The 17,140-nt window shown below is 39.6% G+C and carries 31 protein-coding genes; all 31 read right to left on the bottom strand.

What is annotated here, in order from left to right:
* Window positions 1-15 precede the first annotated feature (15 nt).
* The 31 genes from J2S77_RS03830 to J2S77_RS03980 all read right to left on the bottom strand — a co-directional run bounded on the left by J2S77_RS03830 (window position 16) and on the right by J2S77_RS03980 (window position 17,116).
* Complete coding sequence (locus tag J2S77_RS03830) at window positions 16-696, bottom strand: DUF4355 domain-containing protein (RefSeq protein WP_306974797.1); 681 nt, start codon at window positions 694-696, stop codon at window positions 16-18.
* 181 nt (window positions 697-877) lie between these two features.
* Window positions 878-1,030, bottom strand: coding sequence for a hypothetical protein (locus tag J2S77_RS03835; RefSeq protein ID WP_306974799.1), 153 nt, complete (start codon window positions 1,028-1,030; stop codon window positions 878-880).
* A 10-nt stretch (window positions 1,031-1,040) separates the two neighbouring features.
* Entirely contained in the window at window positions 1,041-1,994 is a 954-nt protein-coding gene (locus J2S77_RS03840) for a minor capsid protein (RefSeq protein WP_306974800.1), read from the bottom strand.
* Window positions 1,995-2,003: 9 nt separating this feature from the next.
* Entirely contained in the window at window positions 2,004-3,458 is a 1,455-nt protein-coding gene (locus tag J2S77_RS03845; protein ID WP_306974803.1) for a phage portal protein, read from the bottom strand.
* A gap of 10 nt (window positions 3,459-3,468) precedes the next feature.
* On the bottom strand, window positions 3,469-4,758 hold the full coding sequence (locus J2S77_RS03850; RefSeq protein ID WP_306974804.1) for a PBSX family phage terminase large subunit: 1,290 nt from the start codon (window positions 4,756-4,758) through the stop codon (window positions 3,469-3,471).
* Window positions 4,748-5,191 (bottom strand): terminase small subunit, encoded by a 444-nt coding sequence (locus tag J2S77_RS03855; protein WP_306974806.1) that lies wholly within the window; start codon window positions 5,189-5,191, stop codon window positions 4,748-4,750. The genes J2S77_RS03850 and J2S77_RS03855 overlap by 11 nt, the downstream gene beginning before the upstream one ends.
* Window positions 5,192-5,248: 57 nt before the next feature.
* The gene (locus J2S77_RS03860) at window positions 5,249-5,641 is read right to left on the bottom strand and encodes a hypothetical protein (protein ID WP_306974808.1); all 393 of its coding nucleotides are present in this window, start codon (window positions 5,639-5,641) and stop codon (window positions 5,249-5,251) included.
* Between the two features lie 54 nt (window positions 5,642-5,695).
* Window positions 5,696-6,955 (bottom strand): hypothetical protein, encoded by a 1,260-nt coding sequence (locus tag J2S77_RS03865; RefSeq protein WP_306974810.1) that lies wholly within the window; start codon window positions 6,953-6,955, stop codon window positions 5,696-5,698.
* Window positions 6,956-7,153: 198 nt separating this feature from the next.
* Window positions 7,154-7,576, bottom strand: coding sequence for a helix-turn-helix transcriptional regulator (locus J2S77_RS03870; RefSeq protein WP_306974811.1), 423 nt, complete (start codon window positions 7,574-7,576; stop codon window positions 7,154-7,156).
* An 11-nt stretch (window positions 7,577-7,587) separates the two neighbouring features.
* Window positions 7,588-7,923, bottom strand: coding sequence for a hypothetical protein (locus J2S77_RS03875; protein WP_306974812.1), 336 nt, complete (start codon window positions 7,921-7,923; stop codon window positions 7,588-7,590).
* Window positions 7,920-8,066: a hypothetical protein gene (locus J2S77_RS03880; RefSeq protein WP_306974814.1), complete on the bottom strand. Its 147-nt coding sequence runs from the start codon at window positions 8,064-8,066 to the stop codon at window positions 7,920-7,922. The genes J2S77_RS03875 and J2S77_RS03880 overlap by 4 nt, the downstream gene beginning before the upstream one ends.
* Before the next feature lie 223 nt (window positions 8,067-8,289).
* On the bottom strand, window positions 8,290-8,850 hold the full coding sequence (locus J2S77_RS03885) for a hypothetical protein (protein WP_306974816.1): 561 nt from the start codon (window positions 8,848-8,850) through the stop codon (window positions 8,290-8,292).
* Between the two features lie 14 nt (window positions 8,851-8,864).
* Window positions 8,865-9,035, bottom strand: coding sequence for a DUF3954 domain-containing protein (locus J2S77_RS03890; protein ID WP_306974819.1), 171 nt, complete (start codon window positions 9,033-9,035; stop codon window positions 8,865-8,867).
* 114 nt (window positions 9,036-9,149) lie between these two features.
* Window positions 9,150-9,452 carry a hypothetical protein gene (locus tag J2S77_RS03895; protein WP_306974821.1) on the bottom strand — a complete coding sequence of 101 codons (303 nt, stop codon included), beginning with the start codon at window positions 9,450-9,452 and terminating at the stop codon, window positions 9,150-9,152.
* 12 nt (window positions 9,453-9,464) lie between these two features.
* Window positions 9,465-9,917 carry a single-stranded DNA-binding protein gene (ssb, locus tag J2S77_RS03900; protein ID WP_306974938.1) on the bottom strand — a complete coding sequence of 151 codons (453 nt, stop codon included), beginning with the start codon at window positions 9,915-9,917 and terminating at the stop codon, window positions 9,465-9,467.
* A 69-nt stretch (window positions 9,918-9,986) separates the two neighbouring features.
* The gene (locus J2S77_RS03905; RefSeq protein WP_306974823.1) at window positions 9,987-10,367 is read right to left on the bottom strand and encodes a YopX family phage-derived protein; all 381 of its coding nucleotides are present in this window, start codon (window positions 10,365-10,367) and stop codon (window positions 9,987-9,989) included.
* A complete protein-coding gene (locus J2S77_RS03910) occupies window positions 10,354-10,677 on the bottom strand; it encodes a hypothetical protein (RefSeq protein ID WP_306974824.1) in 324 nt (107 codons plus the stop codon). Before J2S77_RS03910 ends, J2S77_RS03905 begins: the two co-directional genes overlap by 14 nt.
* Before the next feature lie 52 nt (window positions 10,678-10,729).
* Window positions 10,730-10,852: a hypothetical protein gene (locus J2S77_RS03915; protein ID WP_306974826.1), complete on the bottom strand. Its 123-nt coding sequence runs from the start codon at window positions 10,850-10,852 to the stop codon at window positions 10,730-10,732.
* 75 nt (window positions 10,853-10,927) lie between these two features.
* The gene (locus J2S77_RS03920) at window positions 10,928-11,116 is read right to left on the bottom strand and encodes a hypothetical protein (RefSeq protein ID WP_306974827.1); all 189 of its coding nucleotides are present in this window, start codon (window positions 11,114-11,116) and stop codon (window positions 10,928-10,930) included.
* 130 nt (window positions 11,117-11,246) lie between these two features.
* Entirely contained in the window at window positions 11,247-11,771 is a 525-nt protein-coding gene (locus J2S77_RS03925) for a hypothetical protein (RefSeq protein WP_306974829.1), read from the bottom strand.
* Complete coding sequence (locus J2S77_RS03930) at window positions 11,772-11,948, bottom strand: hypothetical protein (RefSeq protein WP_306974831.1); 177 nt, start codon at window positions 11,946-11,948, stop codon at window positions 11,772-11,774. It abuts the gene before it with no gap.
* Between the two features lies 1 nt (window position 11,949).
* Window positions 11,950-12,759 (bottom strand): ATP-binding protein, encoded by an 810-nt coding sequence (locus J2S77_RS03935; protein ID WP_306974832.1) that lies wholly within the window; start codon window positions 12,757-12,759, stop codon window positions 11,950-11,952.
* Window positions 12,760-12,771: 12 nt separating this feature from the next.
* Window positions 12,772-13,608: a hypothetical protein gene (locus tag J2S77_RS03940; RefSeq protein WP_306974833.1), complete on the bottom strand. Its 837-nt coding sequence runs from the start codon at window positions 13,606-13,608 to the stop codon at window positions 12,772-12,774.
* Window positions 13,605-13,784, bottom strand: coding sequence for a hypothetical protein (locus tag J2S77_RS03945; protein WP_306974835.1), 180 nt, complete (start codon window positions 13,782-13,784; stop codon window positions 13,605-13,607). Before J2S77_RS03945 ends, J2S77_RS03940 begins: the two co-directional genes overlap by 4 nt.
* The gene (recT, locus tag J2S77_RS03950; protein WP_306974837.1) at window positions 13,777-14,643 is read right to left on the bottom strand and encodes a recombination protein RecT; all 867 of its coding nucleotides are present in this window, start codon (window positions 14,641-14,643) and stop codon (window positions 13,777-13,779) included. Before recT ends, J2S77_RS03945 begins: the two co-directional genes overlap by 8 nt.
* 1 nt (window position 14,644) lies before the next feature.
* Entirely contained in the window at window positions 14,645-15,586 is a 942-nt protein-coding gene (locus J2S77_RS03955; protein ID WP_306974838.1) for a YqaJ viral recombinase family nuclease, read from the bottom strand.
* Window positions 15,586-15,780 carry a hypothetical protein gene (locus tag J2S77_RS03960; RefSeq protein WP_306974840.1) on the bottom strand — a complete coding sequence of 65 codons (195 nt, stop codon included), beginning with the start codon at window positions 15,778-15,780 and terminating at the stop codon, window positions 15,586-15,588. The genes J2S77_RS03955 and J2S77_RS03960 overlap by 1 nt, the downstream gene beginning before the upstream one ends.
* Before the next feature lie 97 nt (window positions 15,781-15,877).
* On the bottom strand, window positions 15,878-16,138 hold the full coding sequence (locus tag J2S77_RS03965; RefSeq protein WP_306974841.1) for a hypothetical protein: 261 nt from the start codon (window positions 16,136-16,138) through the stop codon (window positions 15,878-15,880).
* Window positions 16,138-16,332 (bottom strand): hypothetical protein, encoded by a 195-nt coding sequence (locus tag J2S77_RS03970; RefSeq protein WP_306974842.1) that lies wholly within the window; start codon window positions 16,330-16,332, stop codon window positions 16,138-16,140. Before J2S77_RS03970 ends, J2S77_RS03965 begins: the two co-directional genes overlap by 1 nt.
* Window positions 16,333-16,345: 13 nt before the next feature.
* Window positions 16,346-16,870, bottom strand: coding sequence for an XRE family transcriptional regulator (locus J2S77_RS03975; RefSeq protein ID WP_306974843.1), 525 nt, complete (start codon window positions 16,868-16,870; stop codon window positions 16,346-16,348).
* A 54-nt stretch (window positions 16,871-16,924) separates the two neighbouring features.
* A complete protein-coding gene (locus J2S77_RS03980) occupies window positions 16,925-17,116 on the bottom strand; it encodes a helix-turn-helix domain-containing protein (RefSeq protein WP_306974845.1) in 192 nt (63 codons plus the stop codon).
* Window positions 17,117-17,140: the final 24 nt, after the last annotated feature.

The raw sequence follows: 17,140 nt of genomic DNA on the forward strand, positions 1-17,140 counted from the left end.
TCAAATCTCTCCTTCTTATTTTATAATTCGATTTTTCTTAGCCATTTCGGCTTTCGTTTTGTTCAAGTTGTTGTTTTTAATTTTAGAATTGCTTGCTTCTGGAGGATCTTGTCTCAACTTCTCTTTGACTGCGTTGTTGACTGCATCATCAAAAGTCTTCTTTATGTTGCTGATTGACTCTTTAATCTTTTCGTTATCCTCTAAATTCACGAGTGATTCTGCGAAGTCTGCAGGCAATCCTTCCTCTTTCAAATCGCCTTCTACTTCAGCTCGTAACTGCTTGAGATTCAATTCACGTTCTCTGTCTTCGAGTTCCTTCATACGCTTTTTATAATCAGCTTCTTCTTTCTCCGATTTAGTCATTTTAGCGTAATCTTGGGCATCCTTTTTAGCATCTTCGACAGCCTTTTGCTTTTCCTTCTCAAATTCTTCTCTCTTTTTCTTTAGAGCCTTATCGACAGCTTTACTTACAGCAGAATCAACATCTGATTGTGAATAAGTGGCTTCTTTATCATCCTTGTCCGTATCCTTATCAGTGTCTGGATCATCTTTATTTTTGTCGTCATCCTTGTCGTCGTCTTTATCGTCCTTGTCATCACCTTCAGCAAAGAATTGCAGGTTTAAAGGTAAAAACTCTCTTTCAGGTTTATCTTCGTTGAAAAAATCCATGTTTAAAACAGTGTTATCGTTATTCATGTTCATTCTCCTTATCCCGTTCAGTCTTTATCGATTAACATTTCATCGCATAAAAAATAAGCCCCTCCCAGTCTATTACAGCCCGATCAGTGCTTAACTCTATGAAACTATTCAGTTAGTCTTTAAAGCCCATACAGTATAGTATTTGAGCCTGTTTAATGTCTGGTGCTCAAAGACAGAATTATTTGGTTTGTGTTTTCTTATCAGGTGGCTTCCCTTTGTACGCTTTAGGCTCCTTTGTGGGCTTCGGCTGCGTTTCGTTCATCTTGCTCAATTCTTTAGCGATAACTTTCAATGATTGGTCTATCGATTTCAGATATTCTTCTTGGTTCATGCTATCACTCCTATAAAGAATATTTTCCTTCTCTTTCAGCAAAGAAGTTTGTTCTCCAGTCACCTAAACGCAATGCGGATGAACTTCTACAAAAGGGATGCATCGGACTGGCGTTCACTCCTGGCATCATGTCTTTAACCTTGAATATCTCACCGTTTAAATCCTCACATGTTTCGGTAGTATCATCATCAATGACAGCTATAAATTCATATTCTGCCTCGTCATTATCTTCGGTTAATGCTTCGTAGGATAGCTGTTGAGCACCCGTCTGTACTCTGGCAGTTTCTGTGATTAGTAATCTTCTAGCTTCATAGGTAGTAACATCAAATCGTTCTCTTAGGTTGCTGACACCTCTGTCTGGATGAACGCCACGAACAATAGCGTTGTTAATAATCACGTCTAATTCTTCACGCAAGCCTTCCATGTCATCCCAGATGCGCTCTGACCACGTGGCTTCATAAAAAGAAGCGCCCACTAATGATTCAAGTGTAGATGTTGTTATAGTCATATTGACATCTAATATGCCTGCTTGTCTTGCTACTTCATTGATCCCTGCTTGCTCCAGGTAATCTTGAAATGTTTGAACTTGTTCGTCAGCCATAGCAACTAAGTGAGCATTTAAATACATCATCAGTAATTCTTGCCGGCTTACTCGCATTTTCGTGTTGTATGTGTAGAGTTCTTCATTCGCTTTATCGCTGAAGTTCTTCTCTTCAACATATCGTGCAGCTGTCTTTTCAAAAGATTGCACATCAAACTCAGATACACGCTTTTTAGCTTCGGCAGGTGTGATGTTATTGTTTTCAGCGTATCGCGAGTAGAATACGTCAATTTCCTTTAAAATCTCCCGTTGTGCATTCTCGATAATCTCACGTAACTTTTCAGCTACTTCTTCATCCTTCATTTGTTCCTTTTTGATGTTTTCCTTCTCACGTTTGACCCAATAGCTTTCTTCTTCGGCCATCTAATCACCTCAATTCGCCATAAATCTAGATGACTGTGATTGACGTCGCTGACTACGTTCTTCATCAATTTTCTTTTGTTCTTCTTCTGGATCTTCCACAATCATTGGAATAATTTTCAGCTTCGTTTCCTGTGAAAGCTCCCCACCTACAGCATTAAACATATCAACTGAATCTTTTGTACTCTTAGGTAAATTAGGTGTGAATTTGTAGGTTAATCCTTCAAACTCGCCGTCGCTTGCTTCGCTCGCTAAAGCCATAACGTTGTTAATCAGCTTATATCGTCGATTTAGAGAACGCTTGAACAATCGTTCTTTGTTGATTCGGATTTGTTCCAGTCCAAACAATTTATACTTCATTGCTTCTCCCGATTGTGGTACCCCAGACTGTTCGTTGATTTTACTGTCTGTTAAATCAGGTGTGTTCGTCATCTTATGAATATCAATTTGCAACCGACTTTTATAGGCTTCACTGCCAGAAACATCGTATTGCTTATAAATATAATCCGCATCCACGTTCCCTTCTTTTCCTTCGGCATTATCGCTTGCGGGCTTAAGAAAAAGAATGTTTGCTTCCTTCATTTTCTTGGCTTCCTCTGGCGTTAGTTCCAAATTACCGCTTATCTTCAACATGGCATCATTCAAGTCGGTCATATAATTGGCTGTATCAGATTGAGCCGCGTCATATAAATCGATTAGATCAAGCACGTTCTCAAAGTCACCTTGTCTAAATCGGTTGTTGCTATGTTCATTAATCGGCACAGCTCCGAATGGATGTTCAACATCATCGTCATGTTTTAGGCTGTAATCGCCAAGATTGGACGTGTAGTAAGTGTATATTCTCTTTTCTGTATAGAGCTCTACTTTGATTTTTTGATTGTCACCATACCCCACAACAAAATACCTAACAGCGGCAACGATATTCTTCTCAATAGTGTTGTCATAGATTAAGAACGTCTCTAAAGGTGATGATAAATAAACTTTCACCTCATCATCATGATTCCGATGCAACAGTTCATAAGCTCGTCCATAAATGGATAAATCCAAAATCAAGTCAGCGTTAAGCGCTGCATCTTCAATCGTCTCGTTTATTTGTTTAATTTTCGCCTGCGTAGACTCATCTTTATGGCTCATCGCTATTGGGACACCAACTAAAAATCCTTGCATAAAATTCGATACATACTTTGCATAATTATGTCGTGCCCGATGGTCAGCTTTATCATCTTCCTTACGTCTTTGTAAAACCGATATTGCTGTATTATCACCCTTGTAATAATCGTCCAGCACATCTAATCTAGGGCGCTGGTGTTCTACGTGGTGCTTAATCATTTCGGATAGATCGTCTGTGTTTTTGACCAGCTCTTCTGCTGAATCGTGCGTATATTGGATATTTGCGTACTTACTAAAGCGCCTTTTTATACCCGAGTTTCCGTCCAGTCCGTGTTCAAATTCATTCGCTTTTTGCATGATACACCTCCTAAATGCCTAATGATTGCAATGCTTTATACGTGTCGTTGTCTTTTGGTGTTTTTAAGTGGTACTGCTCTAAGCTGTACCTAAGTGCATCGATAATATGGTTGTTAGCATCTATAGGCTCATTCAACCATTTCCCTTCTTTATCTTGCTGGAAAGTGTACGTGTTAAATTCTTCAATCGTGTGTTCACATGATGGATGAATATACACTTTGAAACCTTGTATAAATAAAATACCTTGGTTGATGGACCCCTTACCTTTAACAGATGAACGCATTCGTCTGATGCCTTTATTGATTAACTCCTGGATCAGCCTCTTCTCTGCTGAATCACCAGTGATTGGAGATTCTTTCAACCCCTTTTGCTCCAACATGTTATAAATATCATCAGTCAGCATCGCTTTTTCATAATGCTCATCGTAGATCCAGAGCTCTTTGTTCTCTAAATCAACAACGGAGCTGACCTCTGTTGTGGGATCATTTGTGAAACCAAAGTCCATCCCGTGAGCTGTACGTTGTATCTCTTTTATCTTTTGCAGTGGATTGAACTCTCTTACTTCAAAGTTCTCAAATACAAGACCTTCAGAAACGCCCCATTCACCATCAGCAACGATTCTAGCGCGCCTAGGATTCGTTCTGTGTAAGTCGAGGTATCTGTTCCTATCCACGTCATCCAGCCATTCGTTAACTCGAAAGGTCGTGGTGATAGCGAAGGTGTCTTGCTCTCTCGTCTCTGGGTCGAAAAAGACCTTCTTAAGCCAGTGTCGCTCGGACCATGGGTTAAAGGTGACTGTGATTTGTTTAAAGAAGTCGGGAGCTGGATGCGACCCACGAATAGACTCAACAACTGTCCTGAAGTCATCTTCTGTTTCTATCTGATAAGCTTCCTCGAACCATGCCCAGCAAAGAATGCCAACATCAACCGTAATTGATGTGATTTTAAGTGGATCGTCCAGTCCGCGGAATAATATCTTTTGGCCAGTCGGCTTGTAGGTGATCTCTGGCATCGATTCATTGAACTTAAATAAATGAGCAACCCCTAATTGAGAGGCTGCCCATTTCAAATCTGTATAGGTTGATTGTTTGTTCGTATTGGAATAGCGTCTAACCACTAATAGGTTAGCCCAAGGGTACTTCATAATTCGATGGATAAAGTTAAGGGCCGTGTTCTTCGACTTCTTGCTACCACGCGAGCCTTTAACAACTCTATAAAACTGCTTGTTCTTCCAGAATCGGTTGTAGCCTTTACCTATTGCTTTTTTAATTGATATTCTAGGTTGTTCTTTAGTCGTCATCTTCCGGCACATCCTCAACAAACACAGGAGTGATGTTTTCGACCTGGTGCTTTTCAGTCCACATACCATATCGCTTGCCTAATAATTCAGCCGCTTTTGTTCGAGCAACGGTATCTGATCGTTTTTCTTCTTTTTCTATACTTCCACCAAAATCACCATCGCCAACAACCATAGCGACTTCATCTTTCACCTCACCCCTCATAACAGACGTTAGATACTGAAGCACTTCATCTTGCTCAGCAATCGATTCTTTTTTGAGCTGTTCCAAGCGTTCATCAATATAAGTTTTGACAGCAGGTTTAGTCATGTTCTCTTGCCCTGTCACTCTAGCTGTCTTTGTACTATAACCTGCATTAATCGCCGCTTGCGTAATTTCACCCAAGCGAATATATTCGTCTGCAAATCGCCGTTGCTTCTCTGTTAATTTAGCCATACTACATAACACCTACCTCCCTGTTTTAATCAAATAAAAAAGCACCGCTATGGGTGCTTAATCCTGAATAAAATCGTTATAAGCAAATCTAAACAATTCATTAATTACTTTATCATCTAAATATTCTCCGTAGTCTGATGATTTATTCTTGTAATATGAATAACCATTTTCAAAGTAAATTTTACCAAAAACCAATAGTTCTTCTGTTCCCGTACCAACAAGAATATGATCAGATTTGTTTTTTAAACTCAGTGAACAATTCACAATAAAAAAGTGCGCTTCATTTTCCGACTTAATTGTATTAAAAAAACTTTTATCATTTATACAAATAGGCTTGATAATTTTATTGTATACATGTTCAAAACGACTACTAACCATCAAAAAGTTCTCAATTTTTTTACTCGTTGACATACTTTCGAGCTTTTCTTGAAGCTTTTCTTCCCAAGTCATTTTTTTCACCCCCCTTAATTCCCAACATTCGACAATTAAGAGGAAAATCCTGCATTAAACATAATAAATGGTTTCTAGATCATTCTCAGTATATTCATAAACTTGAAATCGCTTATGAGCTGTTGTATAACCATGATCGTCGTGCCATTGATCTATCTTGTTACGTGTTGGCAATCGTCTAATCATCACGCCACCTTTGTCGAGTACCCATTCTGAATGCAAATGACCTACGAATACATCACGATTACTCGCTTTAGCCCATTGTTCAGCAAATTCCGTTGCGAAATTCTCGGCTAAATCCTTCTCTTTTTTCTTATCGCCGTGATTAGCGCCGACAAAGTTATTACCGAGCATGTGAACCTTACGCTCTCTAAAATCAGCATCAACTTCTAGATGCGGATATTTTGCTTCTAGGTACTTAATAAAGCCCCAGGATAGCGACTCATCATGATTACCTTTAATGTACATGGCCGTAACCTTACCTGACCGCTTAATAGCTTCTTTGATAATAGGGTCATAGAATGTGATTGCATCTTGCCAAGCTTCCACCATTTCAGCATGTTCAATCTCTCTAGTGCTTGCCGTACGATTACGGTGATCATTGTGATGAAATAGGTCACTGCCAATTAGCAGCAATACTTCTTTGTACTGGCGATTAAGTAAGCTTAATATCTTAGCTTGCGTTGATTTATAATGCTCATAATCTGAGACGCCAAAGTGCATGTCGAATAGCGGAATGTTGAGATAGTGCGGATAATGGTTTATGTACTTTGGCTTAACGGTGACTTGCGGTGTTTGCGTTACAATATCAATTAATTTATCAAAATCGAATTGCTCACGCTGCTTCTTAACAACAACTTTAGATGCATACAATGTTTTAGTGCCGTCCTGCTTATTGTGATGGTGCCACTTACTTGAAGTCGCTTTGCTGATTTGCCATTCGACTGGATCATAGCCATGTGCTTTTAGGACCGCTTCTTCGTCCTTCATGTCCATCTCGGATAGCTCGACTAATTTGTCACTTGTTTGGGTACCGTCTTGATTAATCTCAACAGTCTCTTTATAGTCAGTAGTTTCTTGCTGCTGCTTGCTTTTCTGCTGACTCGCTTGCTTCACTGGCTTGCTAGCTGACTGATTATGTTTATTTGTACGCTGATATTTACGTCTAACAGAGACTTCTGTGAACCGTCTATTATATTCTTGGCTTAGCGTTTGCGCTATCTCTGAGAAACCTTCGCCAGATTGTTTGAGTTCGAATAATCGGTCTATGGTGTCTTGGTTCCAAGGTGTTGTACTTTGATTCGCCTTTGGCATATTGTCACCTCGTATTCATATATAACAAATGCCCAGCCAACGAGTGTGCATCATTAAGGGAGAGTGAAAATCAGCACGTCGAGAGCCAGGCATGTTATGTCGCGAATATGTTTTTTAACTATCGCTTAACTCAAGTTTAACTGATGCCGACCCCCATGCACCAAATACCGTGACATTCGTGCACTATCTTGTGGATAACTAAATCTCAATGAGGTTATAAGCGATTCTTTCTAGCTTTCTAGTAACGGTTGTTCGATCAACGTTCAAAATATCAGCTACCTTCTGCATCGAGTAACCACTCAATATTAAGCTAAGGATCATGGCTTCTGTATCATCTTCAATTCGATACCAACGATCTTGAATGTATTTTAAGTCTGTACTAATTTTTGAGTAACGCTTGATAGCCTTTTCTGTTAAAATAGCCTGCTTTTCAACCGTGCCAGTATTGTCATCTGCCTTTGGCATAACTGCTTGAATTCCATACTGGCTAACACCTACACTTTTAAAGGATTGCTGTACAACCTCATTAATCAGCTTCTGATTAGCATGATAATTCTTGATGATATAAAGGACTTTTTCGACTGTATAATAGTGGTCATTTTCAATCGTTTTTAGATTCATATTGATCACCCCTAAATTTGATTTCTAGCACATGGAATCACTGGCGCGTTACCTATAACCTGAGACGGAATTCTAGTATCTAATGACGGAATATTAGGTGCTTTAATAAAAGGGTCTTTCCTATTCTCAATCTCAATCTCAACATGTTCTAAAATTTCTTGAAGCATTTGAGAAACTCCCTTGATTACTTCTCGAAGTGCCTCAGATACTTCACGAATAATTTCGCTTATTTTTTCAACCAACGCCTCTTGGTTCATACCAGTTTCATAAATAAACATGTCATTCATTTGTTGCTTTAATGGTGTTCCTGCTTTCCAAATTAGATTGTCATTATATACGCACTTCATTTTTTCTCATCCTTTCCGTTTTCAAGCTCACCCGCTAAATATTTAAAATACTTACTCGGCTTCACTGGATTCAAAGCGCCTGTACGCTTGTCTCTTCGATGCGGATGTACTTTATGCTTGATTGTGTATTTCATCTTTCGCACTGTCTTTCACCCCTTTTGAATAAAAAAGAGCGCACAATAAGGCTAAGTGCCTCATCATGCGCTCCTCGATTGTTTCGATAGAGCTTACTATTTTTAATTTAGGACTTTAATGATCATCGTGATGACTATCGTTAATATCATTAAACCGTACACCCATTTATCATGGGCCACTATAAAGTCCCATCCCTTTTCAATTCCATTTGAAATATTATGAGTAATTGCTTCAAATAACCTGATCATTTTCATCACCTACTTCAATACGGTGTTCGATAGGGTAAATGAAATCTATAAAACCTTCTTTAAGCCATTTATTAGCTTGTATAATCCCTGCGCTGTAACCCACCAAACTTCGACTGACCTCTCTATGAATAATGAAATCGCCAACTTTCAAACTCGGCTCTGTCCGACCTACCTCAAACAACTGTTTTTCAAGTTCTGTTGCTTGTCTTATGAACTCGTAATTTTCAAATATACGTGCGCCATGTTTAGTTACTAATCCCGCGCCACCTTTATTAACTGTTTCGATTTCAAATAACTCATCGCTTTCATCCTCACTGATAGCAACAACGATATCACCTTCTTCGAAAAATGGTTCAACCTCATAACCTTCAATCCATGCTCTTGCAAATGTTTCGGCTGTTAGGTCGTTTAATGGTCTGTTAAAATTATCAAACCAATCACCGCTTAGTGTTCTCGTTAGACAATACTGAAAATCACCAAAAGAACTGCCTTTTTGATGTTCAATCGCATCAGCCTGTTTTTGCGTCAATTTAACTTTACTCATTCGTTTCACTCTCCCTATTTTTGCGTATAACTAATCTCGCAATGGATTGGTTTATTATCTTGCCACGTAATTGTCTGCTTACCGAAGCCAACACCTGGCGTGTCTATCTTCTCTAGTTTGCCGTCTATCACTCTATAAACGGCATTCTCGCTTAGATCCACTTCTGCTCTCATCTCGTCGTTCATCGAATGCCCCCTATACCGCGATTGCAATAAGCGAATAAATCAATAAAGCTAGTCCAATAATCGATAACGCATAAGCGCCTAACATTAGCCATGCCCAGTTAAATTTCATGTCTATCACTCCTTTATTGTCCCCTTCAATTCTGTAATCTTTTTAATGTATCCTTTGGTTGCCAGATAGCTAATAATGAACAGCAAAAGGGTTGGTGTCGCCAAAACTATTGAAAGAAAGATAGTATATTTATTGAACCATATCGCTAGCGCCACTAATGCGATAAATGATACAAAAGTTAGTAAGAACGTCCAAATATAAACGAAACTTACAACAGTCTCTTGCTGCTTCAACTCTGAAACGTCACGTGGCTTTAATCTACTTAACTCATCATTATTAAAATACTTTTTATATGCTCGTTCTCTCATATCCTCACTCCTTTAGAAAGGCAAATCTGAATCGTCGAGATCAACAGGCTCGCCCGCTTCTTCTAACGACTGCTTAGAGCTTTCTTGTTGGCTCTGTGTGCTTTGTTTTTGTTGTTGAGGGTTATTGCCCTGATTTTGATTACTTTGCTTTGATTCAAGGAACTGTACGCTCTCTGCAACCACTTCTGTTATGAAGATACGTTTGCCCTCTTGATTGTCATAGCTGCGTGTGGCAATTCTGCCGTCTACCCCGACCATGCTACCTTTACCCATATAGTTTGCTAGATTTTCAGCAGGCTTGCGCCAAATCACGCAGTTAATGAAGTCGGCTTCTTGTTCACCGTCTTGATTTCTAAACGGTCTGTTTACTGCCAATGTGAAATTGGCTACAGCTGTACCTGATTGCGTATAGCGTAGATCGGGGTCCTTCGTTAATCTACCGACTAATACTGATCTATTTAACATGTCTATCACTTCCCACTTAAAATATAGATTCCGCCTATGAACCACACTAGGAGCAATGCCATAATGAAGTTAAGATCCATCAGCAACACCTTCTAGTAATTCTGGGTGTTGGTATATGTTGCCGATGACTTCTAAATTTCGTATAAACCCTTGCGGAACATTAAATCCTTGTTCTAACCACTTAATTACTTGTCTCTCTGTATAGTACAGCGTATCATCATCTGAAAACCCTAAGGCGAAACCTAAATTACGTCTTTCATATTGAACAATATCCCCTTCATAAATCTCTGTTCCGTTTTTGTCTTGCAACCCTGTGTACTGCATCAGAATATTTTCTCCGTATAATGCTAGAAATTTAGATGGTGTATCTATTTCAGGATGAACTCCTTGCTGTGCCATCCAATCGCCATGATTGTTTAATACCCACGCCCTAAACTTAATTGGTCGCATTGTTACCCTCCTCTAATGCTTGACGTGCTTTCTCATCATTGTCATCATCTAATAAACGACCTTCGCCTGCCAATTTGTTTACCATACCTTCATAATAATCACGTTCCTCTTTTGCATATTCAGCTATTTTTATATTTGTTTTATGTGCTTTTTCTAAGAAACTGTTGCGTTCTTCCAGTTCCTCAACACGTTCAGCTTGCTCAATGAGCCACCCTATTCGTTCTGGCCACCCTAAAGCATTGAAATCCATCGTTTCGGAAACTAGCTCTTCATCAAATGCTTTCTTAACTAACTCCAACCGTTCATCCATTCAATCAGCTCCCTTTTTATTCTCTACCGCACAACCTGGTCGGTATACGCCATTAAGACGGCTCTTCTTCATCAAGTTTCTCTAACAAATTATCTGTAAAGGTGTGCATGGATTTTACTTGTGAAATCCTTGCGTTAAGGTTGTTTTCGTAGTCATTAACAATCTTGTCAGTCATGATTAATCCTCTTAAATACTGCAATTCAGTAATATCTAATTCCATATTTACCACCCTTTCTCAGTCTTATTGGCATTAATCATCTAAACACACAGCAACCATAGCGTGATTAGAATACTGACGCTTTTCAATTCGTCTTAAATTAGCTTGTGTCGCTAACCATCGAACTGATTCAGGTTTAATATTTAATACTTGAGCGCATTCTTTAGCCGTTCCTGATACGATAATGTCTTCACCTTTGTAAACCGTGTACTCTTTCGCCATTATTCAACCTCCCATGATCAAACAAACAAGATATAATCAAACCGCTTCGGCTGACTGAAAAACGTCTCAACATCAACCAATCGCTCCCCTTCAGCATTGCGCCACTCATCTTCTCGAACATAAACCTTTGTCATGACGCTACCTCATTGGATTGAAGCTTGTTTAACACGTCTCTCTGAAACGCTGTTGGCTTTTCACGACCGTCTAAATACCTTCCAATTTGAGCAAGCACGTAAGCATCTCGAATATTGTCTGATGGATTTCTAAATCCCCAACGATCATTAATCGGCAAAATCATGTCCTCTTTTTTGGTGTTGCCTTTGCCTGTTGCGAACTTCTTAAGACCATTTGGCGTTACCTCGACGTACCGATCAATCACATCTAAGTTGCTTAATTCAACGAGTTTAGAACGTAAGAGCCAATCGATACCGTATTGCGTTGAAACCGCAGCACCTTTCGAACCGTAAGAAAAGCCTTCGATAATGACTTTGTCGCCTTGCTCGATTTCCATGCCAACCAATTCAGCTAGTTCACCGAAACGCTCAGGATCCTGTTTGCATTTTGGTTTCAGCTCATCTTGATTGATGATGTTGCCTAACTCGTCCAATACAACAATGCCTGTTTTCGTGCTTGGATCTAAACCGATGTATCGCATTTAAACAGCCCCTTTCATTCGTTGCTCTTGTTCAATGTATGCGTCCCATTTCTTGAATGTCTGCTCAATTGGTTCTTTACGCAGCTGAATGCCTTCGCAATTTTCACAGTCACATCTTTGTAAATCATAGGCGCCTGTGATCACTTCCACCCAGACAACGCCATTTCCGTTACACATATTAAAACTCCTTCCGTCGATAATCTTGGCCAAACATTTTCACTACTTCTACGTTTTCCATAACCCTTGATAAATTACGTTCGTTGATTTTTTTCACGAGTTCTTCGCTATCTAAGTTCGTCGTATAGATCGTGCTTTTGCCTGCTCGACTATCAATCACCTCAAACAGCTTTGTTTGGGTCCAGTTATCATTTTCTTTTCGTAAGTTCGTATATTCCGCTCCCAAATCGTCTAAGACAAGTAAGTCAACAGACTGAACAAACTCCATGACTTCATACTCGGAAAAATCAGAGTTGCGGTTATGCGTTTCCTTAATCTTGCTTAGCAGTTTGGGAACAGACAGAAATAAACAGCTATAACCACGTTCCATCAAACGCTTTGTCACCGCAACGGACAAATGGCTTTTACCAGTGCCATAATTGCCATTGATAATAAAACTTTGCGGATTATCTCGCGAAAACGTTTCAGCAAAATCTTGTAATCTCTCTTTCGCCTTGGCTAGATCGTCGTTAGTAGCTTCATAGTTTTCAAATGCAGCGTCCCAAAGAGACTGATTAAGCAATGACTGTTGTCTGAACATCGTTTTGTTCTTACGCTCTATCGCTTGTTCTCGGTTTTGAATAGCCTTTTTAGCCAATTCTCTATCTTCGCATCGGCAACCGTCATGAACCGTTGTTCGTTCACCTTTTTTGGGTCCAACTGGTATCACAACTGATTTCTCTTCCACTTGCTCACCGCAACCGTCGCACACATAGTCGTTCAAAATCTCAGGTTGCGTATCTACGTTTAGAATCTTTTCAGCTGACTTCATGTCTTCACCGCCTTAAAAACCGTAATTGTATTGCTTCTGATCGCTTTGTTTATCTTGCGCTTGGGATATCTGAGTGACCTTGTTGTCATTCTGCTTTTGTGTGTAATAACGCTCCAAGATAAACCCCTTGCAGTAACCAAGAGAGTTGATTTGATCACCCGGATATTTAGGCTCAAATTCATCAAAACACTGCTCTAAATATTTAACCGCCATATCAGCAGGTATGTTTTCTTGTTCGATCTCATACGCTGCTTGCATATCTTTCGGTTTAGGATGCAATGTGCTTTTGAGCTGTAAATAGCGATCCACCAAAGCCTTTGATGTCGATGCTATTTCCTCGGTTTTTGGCGCCCCGGCATCAACATTTGGATTTTCTTCACGCGTACGTGCATCACCAGCAGCATTATTAATTCTTAAATTCTTTAATTCTTGTTCTCGTTCTGGGTTCGTTTCGGGTTCGTTTCGACTTGGTGCATAATTCTGTTCCAAGTTGTCGTTTGAATTTTCGCTAAACCCTTGATATTTCTCGTAATTTAGGATTGTGAAAAGTGTTCCAAGTTCTGTTTCGTGAAAGTCAAGTATCCCTAAATCGAACAGTTTTCGAACAGACCGTTTTATTGTGCTTTTAGCTACTTTTTTATAGCCTCGCCCTTCTTTATACTCCAGGTCTTCTTGTAACTTCGAATACGATCGTAAGTACTGACCTCTTTTTAGTTCAATATGCTTAACCTTAAAGCCGTCTTTGTGTGCTGCATTTAATATAAGAAGGGTAAACAATCTAAACGTTGTAGGATCGTTCCAGATGTCGTGTTCTAAGATCCTTCTGTGCAATTTAATCCAGCCATTCAATCGCCACCCTCCTTTCTTTTAATTTCAGCCTTCATCTTATGGATCTTGACTAATTCATAACCTGGATGGTTGTGACGGACATAAGCCGCCACATACCGTTTAAATTGTTTCCCAGGTTCCTTTGATTGTTCAGCCATCCAAACGTAATCAAAGGGAATATCTATTAATCTATTCATTGCTGTCCTCGTCAGTTTGGTTTGCTTCATCTAAAGCTTGTTGCGCTTCATCTTGATCTGATTCATTGATATTTACATCAATATAGTCTTGATCGTAAACAGATTTCGCTTCGTCTGTGATGTCTTGGCGTGTTGTTTCATCTTCTGATGCTGCCTTCTGAATCTCGACTGAAATCGGTAGATACTTCCACATGTGACGAATGACCGTTTTCTTAGCCATTTCTTCGTAATCGGTAGCCCAAGGACTATACTTAGAATTAGCTGCTTTAGATCGTTGCTTACGTTTTTCAATGTCAGCTTTCGGCATGAACTCAAATTGATAACCGCCATCTTTAAAGTGAGCCACCGCATAAGCGCCAACAAAAGCGCCTTTATTGCTATCCATTGTTGGCTTGTGCTCTAATCGCGGTTCTAAACCTAGTTCATAATCGAATGTGTCATTTTCATAAACAGCGTGAGCGTAAATGTTTTGAATTTGACCAGAGCGTCGAGCTAAATCAATCATGCCTTTGTAACCTATGATGAACTGAACTTCAGTTGTGCCTTTCTTGTTGTTCTTGAATGGAAGCAAGTAGCAATGACCAATCAATCCTGGTTCAAGTCCTAATTGCGCTGCTTGCATAACCGCGCCTAGTAGACTGCCAACTTCAGCTTTTTTCAGTTCGGGGGTTGTTCGAATCGTTGTCGTTGCCAATCGCATTAAACGATCAGCATCCATGTGTTTGGGTAATGCTTGTTCCATAGCTGGAGCCATCTTTTTCAAATAATCTTCTATTGTTTTCGGGCTATTGTTTTGCCCTTCCACTTCGCTTTGTTTCTTCTGACTTAATTGGTTTTTAACCGCTTCATTTGTCGCCATATTAATTAACCTCCTTGAATGTAAAACGTCGATAACTCGACTCTTTCGTGTATTGTTCGTATAAATCTGGATAATCCTGTTTCAGTTTCTTCTTATCAAAATTCGTGGAATTTACGGTTTTCCATTTCGCCACAAAACGATTACTAGATCCTTCTTCATGTTCACCTAAATGCTCTTTGATTTTGTTTTCATATTCTTTCTTGCGCTGCGTTAAATCGTCCATTTCTGACTTAATCACTTGCAAAGCATCAAAGTAACTATTCAATTCATTCTCTAAGTCAACTTTTTCATCATTGGTTGATTCAGGGTACATCGCTTTGAGTAAGTTCGTTGATGCGTCTGTACCGTCAATTTCAGGTGGGTTGTCCGCTAAAACATGATTGTTCCAGAAGTCTTTTGCAATCTCGATGAGCTGTTCAATGAGTTCTTCGTCTCGTTCAATCTTCTTATAAACGAATTTATTACCACCGATTAAAACCGCAATCCACCATGCATCATAATTGAGCACTGCCATATACCATTGGCACTGCAATAAATAAGGTGTTGGAATCTCGTCACCTTCCCATTGATCTTTCACGTACTCACTTGCCGTTTTAGCTTCAACACCCTCATGTTTACCAACTACCAAACTGTCAACATTAGCCAACATATATGGGTATTGCGGATGTTGAATAATCGCGTTTCGCTTACGTGTCTTGATTCCACTTCGATTGGCAAACTCTTTCAAAACAACATCTTCCATCACATCGCCCCAATACATGGCCTCTTCGTTATTGGTCATTTCAGGCACTTCGTCGATTTTTTCCATATAAACTTGAGCCGGTGACTTCCATTTATTTAAGCCAGCAATGGCAGCGATATCTGAACCACCAATGCCTTTTTGACGCCAATGCAACCAATCTTCTCGACTCATATCTTTAGTACTCGTTAATACTTCGGCCATTACAATTCAACCTCCCAAAAATCAGCGTTTTCTAGTAAATGTTCAGATAAGCACTGACGATCACAGAAGTGTTCACCGTCATAAATGACTACTTCTTCATCCCCTTGGTAAAATTCCGTATGACAATTTGAGCATTCGGCAACGGGTTGTCTTGATAAATGACGTTCCATTTCGAGCACCATACGGTTTTCCATGTCGATTCCTCCTTGCCTTCATCACGCCTAAAGGGTTATACTAGACGTGATAGAAGATTTTTATCCAGTCTTTCAAATGACCGCTCTGCCAAGCGGTCTATTTTTTTGGCCAAAAAATCATTTGTGCGTTAATGCCATCGGCTTGCATTTGTTGCGCTACACTTTGCAAATGCTTCATGTAGTTAAATTCATGTTTTAATTTACGAGCACGTTTCATAGATTTGATGAGATCTTCATTAAGTGCTAATGCGTTATCGTAATTACGATGATCAAGCTCCAGGTCCATTCGACTCAATAGATAATCGATGCAACTTTCTTCTTTTCTGATTTCAGCTTCTAATTCTTGCTCTCGATCCATTAAGCTACCTCCGCTTCAATCAAGTGTTGTTCAGCCTTGCGATAGAATATAAGTTCACGATCGTTTTTAGGATCCTGAAGATCATAAGCCTTTCGAAAGTCATCTAGCAGACTATCTAATCGTTTAATCTTAAATGGACTGTTCACTGCTTCCTGTAATCGTTTCTCCCATTTCGTTAAATCACCTAAACTCATTTGAATGCCTCCTTTATTTAATGTACTGGCGTGACTTAAGACGGTTGTTGACCTCATCCCAAAGCTCCATCCAGTCAAATCGATAGTCCTTACACATGATTGCGATTTCTTGTTTGATAAATGTCATAGCTTCAGCTGACTCAACTAGTAAATCTCTTATTTCGCTTCGCTCATATTCAGCTATCGTATTTGGGTTCTTAGCAACGTTAACGTCATCTATTTTGTCTAGTGCTTCTTGAACTTCTCGTTTGGTTTGTAACAGAACTGATGCTCTGTGTTCATCAAACGCTGCGCCATCTAACCAAGGTGATCCCCAACCTGTGTATTCATAAGCTGCTTCCATGGCTACCCTTGGATCGTTGTATTCTTCAGTGAAGTATTTCGTTAGATGCGGTTGCACTCTGAACTCTTCATTTTCCTGCTTAGTAACAGATTCTCTTGATTGGTAAGTGTCTAATGATAGTTGTAATTGTGTTTGTCCTTTTGCCTTCCTTGCTTCACGTAATCGTTTTGAAGTACGTCCTCTACCGTTTGTCATAAATTTTCCTCTCCCTTTATACCTTTTTTGATTTAGTTGATTGATAAGATGAACTTAGAAAGAACTTGCTGACTTATTTGCTTCTTCTTGTTCGCGTATCCATTCTTCAATCGATGACTGTGAAAAAATAATACGTTGTCCAAGTTTGAAATGTGGAATCTCTTTACGACGTGCCATGCGGTAAATCGTTTCGCGATTCACACCAAGATACTCAGCTGTCTGTTGAGCCGTCATTCGGTCTTGCATCTTGATCACCTCCTTGATTGACCA

This window comes from Alkalibacillus salilacus, assembly GCF_030812915.1.
GTDB lineage: Bacteria > Bacillota > Bacilli > Bacillales > Alkalibacillaceae > Alkalibacillus > Alkalibacillus salilacus.

What these genes read in the sequence shown, in the direction of transcription:
- J2S77_RS03830 (WP_306974797.1), bottom strand. Translation starts at nt 696, where the DNA reads ATGAATAACGATAACACTGTTTTAAACATGGATTTTTTCAACGAAGAT.
- J2S77_RS03835 (WP_306974799.1), bottom strand. Translation starts at nt 1,030, where the DNA reads ATGAACCAAGAAGAATATCTGAAATCGATAGACCAATCATTGAAAGTT.
- J2S77_RS03840 (WP_306974800.1), bottom strand. Translation starts at nt 1,994, where the DNA reads ATGGCCGAAGAAGAAAGCTATTGGGTCAAACGTGAGAAGGAAAACATC.
- J2S77_RS03845 (WP_306974803.1), bottom strand. Translation starts at nt 3,458, where the DNA reads ATGCAAAAAGCGAATGAATTTGAACACGGACTGGACGGAAACTCGGGT.
- J2S77_RS03850 (WP_306974804.1), bottom strand. Translation starts at nt 4,758, where the DNA reads ATGACGACTAAAGAACAACCTAGAATATCAATTAAAAAAGCAATAGGT.
- J2S77_RS03855 (WP_306974806.1), bottom strand. Translation starts at nt 5,191, where the DNA reads ATGGCTAAATTAACAGAGAAGCAACGGCGATTTGCAGACGAATATATT.
- J2S77_RS03860 (WP_306974808.1), bottom strand. Translation starts at nt 5,641, where the DNA reads ATGACTTGGGAAGAAAAGCTTCAAGAAAAGCTCGAAAGTATGTCAACG.
- J2S77_RS03865 (WP_306974810.1), bottom strand. Translation starts at nt 6,955, where the DNA reads ATGCCAAAGGCGAATCAAAGTACAACACCTTGGAACCAAGACACCATA.
- J2S77_RS03870 (WP_306974811.1), bottom strand. Translation starts at nt 7,576, where the DNA reads ATGAATCTAAAAACGATTGAAAATGACCACTATTATACAGTCGAAAAA.
- J2S77_RS03875 (WP_306974812.1), bottom strand. Translation starts at nt 7,923, where the DNA reads ATGAAGTGCGTATATAATGACAATCTAATTTGGAAAGCAGGAACACCA.
- J2S77_RS03885 (WP_306974816.1), bottom strand. Translation starts at nt 8,850, where the DNA reads ATGAGTAAAGTTAAATTGACGCAAAAACAGGCTGATGCGATTGAACAT.
- J2S77_RS03890 (WP_306974819.1), bottom strand. Translation starts at nt 9,035, where the DNA reads ATGAACGACGAGATGAGAGCAGAAGTGGATCTAAGCGAGAATGCCGTT.
- J2S77_RS03895 (WP_306974821.1), bottom strand. Translation starts at nt 9,452, where the DNA reads ATGAGAGAACGAGCATATAAAAAGTATTTTAATAATGATGAGTTAAGT.
- ssb (WP_306974938.1), bottom strand. Translation starts at nt 9,917, where the DNA reads ATGTTAAATAGATCAGTATTAGTCGGTAGATTAACGAAGGACCCCGAT.
- J2S77_RS03905 (WP_306974823.1), bottom strand. Translation starts at nt 10,367, where the DNA reads ATGCGACCAATTAAGTTTAGGGCGTGGGTATTAAACAATCATGGCGAT.
- J2S77_RS03910 (WP_306974824.1), bottom strand. Translation starts at nt 10,677, where the DNA reads ATGGATGAACGGTTGGAGTTAGTTAAGAAAGCATTTGATGAAGAGCTA.
- J2S77_RS03915 (WP_306974826.1), bottom strand. Translation starts at nt 10,852, where the DNA reads ATGACTGACAAGATTGTTAATGACTACGAAAACAACCTTAACGCAAGG.
- J2S77_RS03920 (WP_306974827.1), bottom strand. Translation starts at nt 11,116, where the DNA reads ATGGCGAAAGAGTACACGGTTTACAAAGGTGAAGACATTATCGTATCA.
- J2S77_RS03925 (WP_306974829.1), bottom strand. Translation starts at nt 11,771, where the DNA reads ATGCGATACATCGGTTTAGATCCAAGCACGAAAACAGGCATTGTTGTA.
- J2S77_RS03930 (WP_306974831.1), bottom strand. Translation starts at nt 11,948, where the DNA reads ATGTGTAACGGAAATGGCGTTGTCTGGGTGGAAGTGATCACAGGCGCC.
- J2S77_RS03935 (WP_306974832.1), bottom strand. Translation starts at nt 12,759, where the DNA reads ATGAAGTCAGCTGAAAAGATTCTAAACGTAGATACGCAACCTGAGATT.
- J2S77_RS03945 (WP_306974835.1), bottom strand. Translation starts at nt 13,784, where the DNA reads ATGAATAGATTAATAGATATTCCCTTTGATTACGTTTGGATGGCTGAA.
- recT (WP_306974837.1), bottom strand. Translation starts at nt 14,643, where the DNA reads ATGGCGACAAATGAAGCGGTTAAAAACCAATTAAGTCAGAAGAAACAA.
- J2S77_RS03955 (WP_306974838.1), bottom strand. Translation starts at nt 15,586, where the DNA reads ATGGCCGAAGTATTAACGAGTACTAAAGATATGAGTCGAGAAGATTGG.
- J2S77_RS03960 (WP_306974840.1), bottom strand. Translation starts at nt 15,780, where the DNA reads ATGGAAAACCGTATGGTGCTCGAAATGGAACGTCATTTATCAAGACAA.
- J2S77_RS03965 (WP_306974841.1), bottom strand. Translation starts at nt 16,138, where the DNA reads ATGGATCGAGAGCAAGAATTAGAAGCTGAAATCAGAAAAGAAGAAAGT.
- J2S77_RS03970 (WP_306974842.1), bottom strand. Translation starts at nt 16,332, where the DNA reads ATGAGTTTAGGTGATTTAACGAAATGGGAGAAACGATTACAGGAAGCA.
- J2S77_RS03975 (WP_306974843.1), bottom strand. Translation starts at nt 16,870, where the DNA reads ATGACAAACGGTAGAGGACGTACTTCAAAACGATTACGTGAAGCAAGG.
- J2S77_RS03980 (WP_306974845.1), bottom strand. Translation starts at nt 17,116, where the DNA reads ATGCAAGACCGAATGACGGCTCAACAGACAGCTGAGTATCTTGGTGTG.